This window comes from Natronospirillum sp., from assembly GCF_022565775.1.
Taxonomy (GTDB): domain Bacteria; phylum Pseudomonadota; class Gammaproteobacteria; order Pseudomonadales; family Natronospirillaceae; genus Natronospirillum.
Map to the genome: position 1 here is coordinate 20,367 of NZ_JAIUMC010000033.1, position 10,490 is coordinate 30,856.

The 10,490-nt window shown below is 59.3% G+C and carries 10 protein-coding genes; 3 read left to right on the forward strand and 7 right to left on the reverse strand.

What is annotated here, in order from left to right:
* Position 1 precedes the first annotated feature (1 nt).
* From LAT62_RS08310 to LAT62_RS08320, 3 genes are all read left to right on the forward strand, one after another.
* Positions 2-592, forward strand: a complete 591-nt coding sequence (locus tag LAT62_RS08310) for a hypothetical protein (protein ID WP_293381850.1) — start codon at positions 2-4, stop codon at positions 590-592.
* 104 nt (positions 593-696) lie between these two features.
* Positions 697-1,287 (forward strand): YigZ family protein, encoded by a 591-nt coding sequence (locus LAT62_RS08315; protein ID WP_293381853.1) that lies wholly within the window; start codon positions 697-699, stop codon positions 1,285-1,287.
* A gap of 51 nt (positions 1,288-1,338) precedes the next feature.
* Positions 1,339-2,334, forward strand: a complete 996-nt coding sequence (locus LAT62_RS08320; RefSeq protein WP_293381855.1) for an aldo/keto reductase — start codon at positions 1,339-1,341, stop codon at positions 2,332-2,334.
* 90 nt (positions 2,335-2,424) lie between these two features.
* Here the strand turns inward: LAT62_RS08320 and LAT62_RS08325 are convergent, their stop codons facing one another.
* The 7 genes from LAT62_RS08325 to LAT62_RS08355 form a co-directional block, all read right to left on the reverse strand.
* Entirely contained in the window at positions 2,425-3,783 is a 1,359-nt protein-coding gene (locus LAT62_RS08325; RefSeq protein WP_293381858.1) for a GH1 family beta-glucosidase, read from the reverse strand.
* Between the two features lie 23 nt (positions 3,784-3,806).
* Complete coding sequence (locus LAT62_RS08330; RefSeq protein WP_293381861.1) at positions 3,807-4,664, reverse strand: carbohydrate ABC transporter permease; 858 nt, start codon at positions 4,662-4,664, stop codon at positions 3,807-3,809.
* On the reverse strand, positions 4,664-5,686 hold the full coding sequence (locus tag LAT62_RS08335; protein ID WP_293381864.1) for a carbohydrate ABC transporter permease: 1,023 nt from the start codon (positions 5,684-5,686) through the stop codon (positions 4,664-4,666). Before LAT62_RS08335 ends, LAT62_RS08330 begins: the two co-directional genes overlap by 1 nt.
* 106 nt (positions 5,687-5,792) lie before the next feature.
* Positions 5,793-7,025 (reverse strand): extracellular solute-binding protein, encoded by a 1,233-nt coding sequence (locus tag LAT62_RS08340; protein ID WP_293381867.1) that lies wholly within the window; start codon positions 7,023-7,025, stop codon positions 5,793-5,795.
* Positions 7,026-7,041: 16 nt separating this feature from the next.
* Positions 7,042-8,091 (reverse strand): LacI family DNA-binding transcriptional regulator, encoded by a 1,050-nt coding sequence (locus tag LAT62_RS08345; RefSeq protein ID WP_293381870.1) that lies wholly within the window; start codon positions 8,089-8,091, stop codon positions 7,042-7,044.
* A 163-nt stretch (positions 8,092-8,254) separates the two neighbouring features.
* Positions 8,255-9,052 (reverse strand): flagellin, encoded by a 798-nt coding sequence (locus LAT62_RS08350; protein ID WP_293381873.1) that lies wholly within the window; start codon positions 9,050-9,052, stop codon positions 8,255-8,257.
* Between the two features lie 82 nt (positions 9,053-9,134).
* Entirely contained in the window at positions 9,135-10,280 is a 1,146-nt protein-coding gene (locus LAT62_RS08355) for an endonuclease/exonuclease/phosphatase family protein (RefSeq protein ID WP_293381876.1), read from the reverse strand.
* Positions 10,281-10,490 lie beyond the last annotated feature (210 nt).

Genomic DNA, 10,490 nt, shown 5'->3' on the forward strand with positions numbered 1-10,490 from the left:
CATGACATTCAAGACACTGACCGGCGCTCTGCTGACATCCGCCGCACTGATTGCCGGTGCCACCGCCGCAGAAAACGACACCCGCCAGTTCAATCCGAACGTTCTGGTACCCAGCTACAGCTTCGGCCAGTTCAATGCCGGGCTCGGGCTCACCGCAGACGGCGACCGCTACATGCTGTTTGGCGGCCGGGGCGGCACCTATCTGCAGGACAGCGACCGCTGGTACATCGGCGGTGGCGGCCGGGGTGGTTTCTCCATCGATGACAGTGATGGCGGTCTCGGCTACGGCTTTGTGCACGGCGGCAACCGCGGCCCCATCACCTCCGGGCAGGACCTGGGGCTGGATGCCTATGCCGGACTGGCCTTCGGCGGTTATGGCAACGAGTCCGGTGGCGGCAACATCTTCGGCCCCGTAGCAGGCACAGCTGTCTACCTGGGCGCCAACCGTTCCTTCGAGTTCGGACTGCATGGCGAAATGGTGGCCAACGCACTCGATCTCGAGCAGAGCGTATTCACGGTCGGGATCACCATTGGCGGCAAGAGCGGCGAGGTGAGCATTCCCTGGGAGCGGCGGGGGGAGGTTTATCGGTAGACTGAGCTCGCACTTTCTGGTGCCTTGACCATTGAAGATCTGTACCTGTCGAGGCGCCGGATGCAACCTGATAAGCTTGCTTCAACCAAGCATCAGGAACCAGCGTGTCAGACTCCGGCTACCCCATCCCCAAAACCCTTCATACCCGGGAAGTGATTGTCCGCAAGAGCCGGTTTATTGCCGTACTCGACAGGGTGTGTAATCGGGCAGATATGGATGCGCTGGTGGCTCATTGCAGAGACTGCTATCCGCGCGCCAGCCACTACTGTTTTGCTTTCAATGCGGGGGCACCCGGCAGCAGTCGTGCGATCGGTCAGAGCGACGACGGCGAGCCGCATGGCACCGCCGGCCAGCCGATGCTGAATGTGTTGCTGCATGCCGATATCGGTGAGGCCGGGATTGTGGTGATCCGCTATTTCGGCGGCACCAAGCTCGGCAAGGGCGGGCTGGCCAGAGCTTATGCCGAGGCGGCCAATGCTGTGCTGGCCGATACCCCGGTCAGAGTTGCGTTGCCCATGCAGACAGTTTCGCTTGATCTGAGCTATGCGCAGGCGGAGCGCGTCGATGCCTGGGTCAGCAGTGAACAGGCGGTCATTACCGACCGCCAGTTCGGTGCCTCGGTCAAACTCACTTTGCAGGTTCCGGAAGTTCGTCTGTCAGTGCTGGAAGATCTGCTGTTGCAGATCGGGGCGTGATACGCTGGGGGCAATTCTGAAAAGACAGCCCGATAAGGAGCGTCAACCCTCATGCAATACCGTCGACTGGGCCGTTCCGGCCTCAAATTGTCCGCCTTTTCACTGGGCTCCTGGGTGACCTTCGGCAAGCAGGTCGACACCCGGGATGCCCGGGATCTGCTCAAAACGGCCTATGACGCCGGCATCAACTTTTTCGACAATGCCGAGGGCTATGAAGCCGGCGAGTCGGAGAAAATCATGGGGCAGGCCATTGCCGACCTGAAACTGCCGCGGGATACCTTTGCCGTCTCCTCCAAGGTGTTCTGGGGCGGCGACAAGCAGATGCAACTCGGCCTGTCTGCAAAGCACGTCCGTGATGCCTGTGATCTGGCGCTGCAGCGACTGCAGGTCGAGTACCTGGACCTGTTTTTCTGCCATCGTCCGGATATCGACACCCCCATCGAAGAGACCGTGCGCGCCATGCACCATCTGATACAACAAGGCAAGGTGATGTACTGGGGCACCTCCGAGTGGAGCGCGCAGCAGATCACCGAAGCCCATCTGGTGGCACGCCGCGAGCATCTGACGCCGCCCACCATGGAGCAGCCCCAGTACAACTTGCTGCACCGGGAGCGCGTAGAAGCAGAATACCGCCCGCTCTACGAGCAGTTCGGGATGGGCACCACCATCTTCTCTCCGCTGGCCTCCGGTATTCTCACCGGCAAGTATCTGGAGGGCGTTCCCGAGGACAGCCGTCTGAATCTCCCCGGCTATGAGTGGCTGCGCGACCTGCTGCTGGGCGAGCACGGCGAGCAGAAGCAACGTCAGGTCCGCGAGCTGCAGTCACTGGCCGGAGAGCTGGGTACCAGCCTGACGCACCTGTCCCTGGCCTGGTGTCTGTCCAACCCGCAGGTCAGTACCGTCATACTCGGCGCGTCACGACTCAGTCAGCTGGAGAACAACCTCAGGGCACTGGAAACACTGCCACTGATGACGCCGGAGGTCATGGACCGGATCGACGAGATCCTGCACAACAGGCCGGAGCCGCCAGAGCGCTTTGGTCAGTAGGCCCCATGACGCTGGCCCTCGGCCAGCGGCTGCCCTGATCCGAACCGTTTCAGGGCAACCTGCAAGTGCTGATGCACGAGCCATCCGACGTCAGGCGGAAGCCAGTTCGAGCCGCGGCTCTTTCATCCATTCCTTGAGCATCTGACCACTGCGCTTGACGATCCGCTCCTGAGTCTCGTAGTCCACATACACCAAACCAAAACGCTGGCTGTAGCCGAACGCCCACTCGAAGTTGTCCATCAGACTCCAGGCAAAATAGCCGCGAATATTGACGCCCTGGCGCATGGCTTCGCCAACGGCGGTGATGTGCCGTTCCAGATAGCTGACGCGCTGTGCATCATTGACCTGACCATCTACCACATGATCGTCGCCGGCCATGCCGTTTTCGGTGATGATCAGCGGCGGCAGGTTCTGATAGGACCGGTGCAGGGTAACCAGGGTGCGGGTCAGCGCTTCCGGATAGACTTCCCAGCCGATATGGGTATGTTCGGCGTCCGGCTGCGGCAGATGCTTCACGCCACCCGCGCCATCATCGGTGACCAGATGACGGGTGTAGAAATTGACACCGACGAAGTCCATGGGCTGACGGATCAGATCCATGTCACCCGGCATTATGATGGGTCGCCATTCCGGGAACCGCTCGAACCAGCCCGCCGGATACTCGCCCTGCATCAGCGGGGCAATGAACCAGTGCACATCTTTGACCTCGGCATCCTGCACGGCACGCTGTGTTTCCGGTCGGTCATCAGCGGCATAGGCCGGGGTAAAATTCAGCACGATACCATGCTGGCTCTCGGGCGCCGCAGCACGCATGACTGGCATGGCCAGACCATGAGCCAGCAACAGATGGTGCGCCGCCTGGTAGGCCCAGGCCGGCTCGCGATAGCCGGGGGCATGTACACCCACTTCGTAGCTCAGAAACGAGCTGCACAGCGGCTCGTTCAGCGTGGCCCAGTGTGTCACCTTGTTGCCCAGGCGCTCTACCACCACCTGCGCATAGCGCGCGAACTCGTAGGCCGTTTCACGGTTCAGCCAGCCGCCATGATCCTCCAGATACTGGGGCAGATCCCAGTGGTAGAGGGTGGCCACCGGCCGGATACCGCGGTCGATCAAGCCGTCCACCAAGCGTTCGTAGAAGGCCAGACCGGCTTCATTGACTTCACCTGGCGCGCGCATGATCCGCGGCCAGGCGATGGAAAACCGGTAGGCATCCACACCCAGCTCGCTCAGCAGGTCAAGGTCCTGCTCCCAGCGATGGTAGTGATCACAGGCCGGCTCGCCATTATCGCCGTTGAGTACCCTGCCCGGCTCGGCGCAGAAGGTGTCCCAGATACTGTCGACACGGCCGTCGGCATGAATGGCGCCTTCGATCTGGAATGCAGCCGTGGCCACCCCCCAGATGAAGCGGTTGTCACGGACCGGCGAATCGGCAGGAACAGCAAAACTCATAAAACGTCCTCTTGTTGGGGCGGCTATTTGACCGCGCCACTGGTTAGACCTGAAATCATCTGCTTGCTGGCCACCATGTAGATGGCAATCAGTGGCAGTATCGAAACGGTGGTGCCGAGCATGACGGCACCCCAGGGCGTATTGGGTATGCCTTGAACCCGTCGCAGCAGCTGCGTGATCACCATCTGCTCGGTGGAGGTCAGAATGACCAGCGGCTGCAGGAAGTTGTTCCACAGGAATACGAACTGCACGATGGCCAATGTGGCCAGCCCGGGGCGCAGCAATGGCAAAGCGATACTCCAGAACGTGCGGAAGGCACTTGCGCCGTCAAGACGGGCAGCTTCCAGCAGATCCTTGGGCACCGAGGCCACGGTGTACTGGCGCATCAGGAATATCCCGATAGGGTTGATCACGAACGGCAACCAGACAGCCAGATGGGTATCGCGCAGGCCCAGCGTACTGACAATCATGTAGTAGGGAATCAGGGTCAGAATCGGCGGCATCATCATGGAGCAAACCATGATGGTGAACAGCGTTGTGCGGCCGCGAAACTTGTACACAGCCAGCCCGTAGCCCACCAGGCTGCAGCAGAAAAGAGACACTGCGGTGCCAATCAGGGCCACCTTGAAGCTGTTGAACATGCCCAGCCAGAACGGCATGATGCGCAACAGTTCCTCGTAGTTGACAAACAGCTGGTCACTGAAGCTGAGCACGAAGGCCGAACTGAACATGCTGGTGCGCGAATGAGTGGCCAGCAACCCGCCCCAGAGGAACGGGAAGATGGTCAGAAAAACACCGAGCAGCAGAAACGCCCACAGGACGGTGCGTGCCGCAATGGAGATACCGCGTTGATAGTGTGTGTTTTCCAGCAGTGCGAACATCAGTCGTTACCTCCGAGGCCTTCCCGACCAAACAGCCAGAAATAGATACCGGTGAATATTCCGATCACAACGAACAGGATCCAGGACACGGCCGCTGCCCCGCCCATATCCAGCCATTCCCAGCCAATCCGGTACAGATAGTTCGAGATGGTCATGCCGTTGGTCGCGGCCTGCTGCAGCCCGCGCGTCAGTACATAGGGCTCGTCGAACAGGTTCATGTTACCGATGATGGTCAGGGTGACGGCGAAGAAAATGAACGGCTTGAGCAACGGCAGAGCAACAAAGCGGAAGCGCTGCCAGGAGGAAGCGCCATCGATCTTGGCGGCTTCGTACAATTCCTTGTTGATCGTGGTCAGACCGGCGGCATAGATGACGATGTTGAAGCCGACGTATTTCCAGAACACCACGAACGAAATGGAGTAGCGAATCAGGCTGTTTTCCTGCAACCAGCGAATGGGCATCAGGTCATTGATCCAGCCGAACAGGAAACCGGTGATCTGGCCATTGGCGAGCGTCACGAGAGCGCGATTGATAATGCCGCTCTCGGGTGCATACATGATGTAGAAAATCATCGACACGGCGACAGTCGAGGTCACGTAGGGCAGAAAATAGGCCGTGGTCAGCCAATGGCGCGCACGATGCCCAAGTGACACCAGCAAATAGGCCATGGGCAGCGCTACCAGATGCTGCGACAGCCCCGACAGCAATGCGATAACAACCGTGTTCCACAGGGTATGCCAAAGCGTGGGGTCGGTCAGCGACAGCGTATAATTCTCCCAGCCGACAAAGCGCATCGACGCCAGGCCCGCCACCGGGTTCCAGGTATGGAACGACAGGAAGATCATGAAAAAGATCGGGAAGATACCAAATACCCCGAAAATGATGATGTAGGGGGATACGAACCAGTAGGGCGTTCCCTTCTGGAAAAAAGCCTTCAGCCGACTGTCTTCCTGCTGCACAGGCGAAGGAACGGTCAGGGGTGCCTCCGGCACAGTGCCGGTGAGCTCGGTTTTCTGGGTCATAGCCAATACCCGGGATTCGATCTTGACGAGATGTCATGGCGCCTGCAAAGGCACCCTGACGGTGAAATGATCCGGGTCCGCCGGCGGCGGACCCGGACATCAGATATCAGCGCACCCGGCGCCGAATCTGATTTTCCGCATTCTGCAGAGCACGCTCGATCTCCATGCCGTCATCCAGCACGTTCTCCAGCGCGGTACCGATCAGCGACTCGGCAATCTGGTCGCCGCGATGCGGTTTGACAGGTTCTACATTTTCCGCGATTTCAGCCCACATCTGGCGGGCCTGCTGACCGCGCAGGAAGTCGATTTCTTCTTCGAACATGGCATGGTCATAGGTGGCCGTATGAGCCGGGAAAGCAGCGATATTCTGGAAGCCCTCGAGCTGAACATCTTCACTGATCATGTACTCGATCAGTGCCCAGGCTTCATCGGGCTTAGCAGACTGTGCGGGAATCGCCAGGAAGGAACCGCCCCAGGTACCGTAGATGCCTGTCGGCAGGTGGCTGACACCCCAGTTGCCGGCAGTATCGGGTGCCATCCAGTTCTGCAGGTGACCCAGCAACCAGGCACCCGACATCTGAGTGGCAAAAGTGCCTTCCTGAAAACCGGTGGTCCAGTCTTCAGACCAGGCGGTGATGTTGCCATCGAGGCCTTCCTGGCGCACGGTCCGCGCCAGCTCAAACGCTCTGACAAAACGCTCGTTGGTGACCAGAGGCTCGCCATCTGCGTCGAAATAGAGGCCATTGCCCGACTCGACATTGAAATTGATGTAGGCGTTGGCGATATCTCCGGCATCACCGATCAGCAGTGTGTCATGCTCGTCGCGCAGTGTTATGCCATAGTCGATGTAGCTTTCCCAGTCGGCTGTGACTTCATCGATGTCATAGCCGAGGTCTTCCATGAAATCGCGCCGGAAGTAGAGCACACCCGGACCAAGATCTACCGGTACGGCGTACTGATGGCCGTTGGAACCCTGTCCCTGAGCGATCGCATACTCCGGATAGTTGCCCCTGTAGGGCTCGAACCGGTCAGTCAGATCGATAAAGCCGCCCCCGTCAACGAAGGCGCCGACGAAACCAACATCGATCAGCACGACATCACCAAGACCACTGCCAGTGGCCAGGGTGGTGGCGATACGATCGTGATGACCGCCATGCTGATTGATCAGTTGCTGGACCGTGATACCGCTTACATCCTTGAAGTCATCAGCAATGGCGTTTATCTGACTGTCATAGTCGGGAAAGCCATCGAAACGGATCTCCTGGCTGATCACAGCGCCGGACATGGCGACGGCGGCGACAGCGGCGACAGCGGCCGCCAGTGGGGTCATTTTGTACATGAAAACCTCCGAGGGTTTATTGTTGTTGTACGAACTTTGAGTGCATGGGTTGCGAGGATTGGTCACTCGATCGTGACCGGGTTGAGCCCCTGACAACCAGCTGGGGCTCGAACGCTTGCTGTGCCGTTGGTCGCTGCCCGGTGGCGAGCTGCACGGCGAGACGCGCAGCCTGAACCCCCATGGCGCCAATCGGCACATGAATAGTGGTCAATGACGGTTCGACATAGGATGACAGGACTATATCGTCGTAACCGGTTACATCTATATCCTGAGGAACACTGAACCCGTGGAGCCGCAGACTGCGTATGGCGCCAAACGCCATCAGATCATTACCGCAAACCACTGCTGTGAAGGGCGTCTTGCGGGACAGCAGCCGCTCTATGGCTTCGCTGCCGCCGGCTTCCATATAATCGGACTCCACAACGCGCTGCTCGACATAGGGGAGACCGGCCTGTTCCAGCGCGCGCCGATAACCCTGCAAACGGCCGCGGCTGTCACCCTTGTAAAGCGGGCCCGTGATGCAGGCGATGGCCTCATGGCCCTGCTCGATCAGGTGACGGGTGATCAGTTCCCCGCCCACTTCATTGTTCACATGGATACAGTGGGCATGCAGATCAGGCACATAGCGGTTGATCAGAACAATCGGGGTGTCCGTTTTGGTCGACAATTCGTAGAGGTCGGCGTCCGTCAGTGAGTCGACATGCAACATCAGCGCGTCGACCTGCCGACGCAGCAGGAAATCGATGGCTTCAAGTTCGATGTCACGGGAGTGGCCACCGGCAGTAACCAGCAGATGGCGCTTGAGGCGACGCGTTTCCTCTTCTGCCTGAGCCATCAGGTCGCCGAAAAAGGGCCCGCCCAGATCGCCGAGCACCATGCCCAGAATATCGCTGCGATTGGTGGCCAGAGCTTTGGCGTTGCTGTTCGGCTGGTAGCCCAGTTCTGCCATCGCCGCAACGACGCGCGCCTTGGTATCCGCAGAGACCGGCTGATTGGCGTTGATTACCCGAGACACGGTTGCCACGGAGACATTGGCCAGTCTGGACACATCGCGAATGGTAGGCATGGGCTGTCCTGAGCGTTATTTGTTATATGTAACCGTTTACATCAATAACTCTAAGAATGCAGACCATGACTGTCAACCGTTTTTTGCAAGAAAGAAAAGGAGGTGGCAGTAGCACTGCCATGGAAATCCAAACAGGCGAATTGATGAGACGCTGTGCAAAGAGTCAGCTCGAGAGCAATCTCAACACATCTTCACGCCCGGCATTGGCCTGGCTTTGCATCAGCAACCTGGCCTGATCACGCACCTCGGTTTGCGCCAGACTGGACGCCAGTTCAGCAAAATCGGTATCGGCGATTCGGCTTCTGGCCTGGGAGGCGTCAATGCGGCTTTGTGACAGATTATCTGCCTGCCTGAGCAGACGGTTGGCAGAGGCGCCATCGGCGGTCTGGCTCTCCGAGATCAGGGACAGTGCCTCATCCAGCGAAGCCAGGGTGTCTGCAGTGGGGTTGGCGAGCGTCAGGCCGGAAAAGCCGGCCTCTTCCAGCCTTGCGGGCAGGTCATTGGCGGCAAGCTCCGTGGTCTGACCGGCATCGGGCCCGGTCTGCAGGCGTCGGGGCTCACCATCAAACAGCGCCCGTCCGTTGAACTGCGCATCGTTCAGTGTCTGTGTAACGGTATCGCGCAGCGCGGTGAATTCACGGTTGAGGGCTTCCCGGTCCTGCTGGTTCAATATTCCATTACCCGCCTGTACGCTGATTTCACGCATGCGCTGCATCTGCTCAGTGATACCGGAGGCAACACCGGATCGGGTCTGTAACAGGCTGAGCCCGTCACCGATGTTGCGCTCGGCAACCGCGGTGCCGTCTATGCGACTGCCCAATCGCCCGACAATAGCTGAGCCGGCCGCATCGTCTGCGGCACTGTTGATGCGCTGACCTGAACTGCCCTGGCGAACCAGATCCGTAAAGTTGCTGCCGGTACTCTGCACCGGACTGAGGGGCGATTGAAGGGAAATGGACATGCCGGAAGCCCGCAACACTAAGTTGTCCAAATTTTAGGCAATAAACGCTTCCGAGACCAGATGGATTTTCATCTACGCCTGTTCACAGAAAGTCATCACACAGCAGTCGCGAACTGCGTATGGACTCCACGGTCACAGCACCGATACCGCTGATTCGCGCCAGGTCATCCACGGATGCCCAGGGCCGCCCCCCTTCGATCGCTGCCGCGTAAGCCTGCCCGATACCCGGCAGCTCCTGCAGCCGCGCTGTTCTGCTTTCATTGAGGTCGATGCACTGCGCGAGGGTCGGTGCTTCGCCGTCTTCCGGATAGTCCCATCGGGCGACGGTGATCGGGCCCTGACGCATGGCATGCGGACCCGGCTGACCGTTCAATGTGACATAGACGGGCGCATGATCCGAGATATAATCCCGCGCCGCGGCATGCGACCAATACCGTTCAGGGTCGGTCTCACTGAGCCTGGCGGGAAAGTCGATGCGACCGGACTGGGTCAACTGCAGCCCATGATCATGACTGACCCAGATATGGTCGTACGGATTAGCGTACTGTCCATCCGCAGTGGCCAGTGTGGTGTTGCCGTCGATCGGCAGTAGATCAAAGTGCTCTGCCAGTGAGGTAAAGGCATCGTGGGTGGGCCGGAGGTTGAAATCGCCCAGCACGATGGTTTGGGTTTCGGGCCAGGTGGTGGTGAGCCAAGTGCGGTGTGACTGCCCCATGGCCTCAATTTCGGGCACGCGATCGGCAATGCGGTTGCCATAGGTGATATGCACAGTGCTCGCCACAAAGGTGGTGTCGTCAGCCAAAATGCGGAATTCTGCTGCATAGGGCGGGCGGGCAAACACATCCGCCGGGTCCGGATAGAGTCGTGCCTCGCCGACCAGTTCGAACAGATCGGCACGCCATAGATACGCCATCTTCTCCCGATAGGTAGAACGACCCTGCGGCTCGGAATAGACATACAGCCAGGGATGACCGGTTTTGGTTTCGACGGCAGCGTGCAGGCGCTCCATACCACCGGCGTTCATCAGTTCCTGAATGGCCACCCAGTCCTTTTTCGCCACAATGCGTGCCACCGCCTCGTAACTGCGTCCGGTGTCCCAGCCCAGATGCTGGATATTGAACGACCCCAGAACCAAACCCTCCGCGCCCTGGTCGACCGCCGGTTCGGCGGCGGGCACGGACCCGGCCAGCAAGATCAGAAGCAATAGCAACAGGCGACGAATGCCCATACAGCGACTCTCTCGAACGAAGACAGACCTGCGGCGCCGTCAGCAACGCACCCGTGAGTGTTCACTGCCGCACAGACCCGCGGTCGAACATCATTCAAACTATACTCAGGTATAGGATTCGCGCAATGGCGCGCGGCTAACGGCAAGGCGTATGGCTAGTGTCCCGAGTGGTTAATTCGTCAACTTCTGCGTGCGGTCTGCGGTTACTGG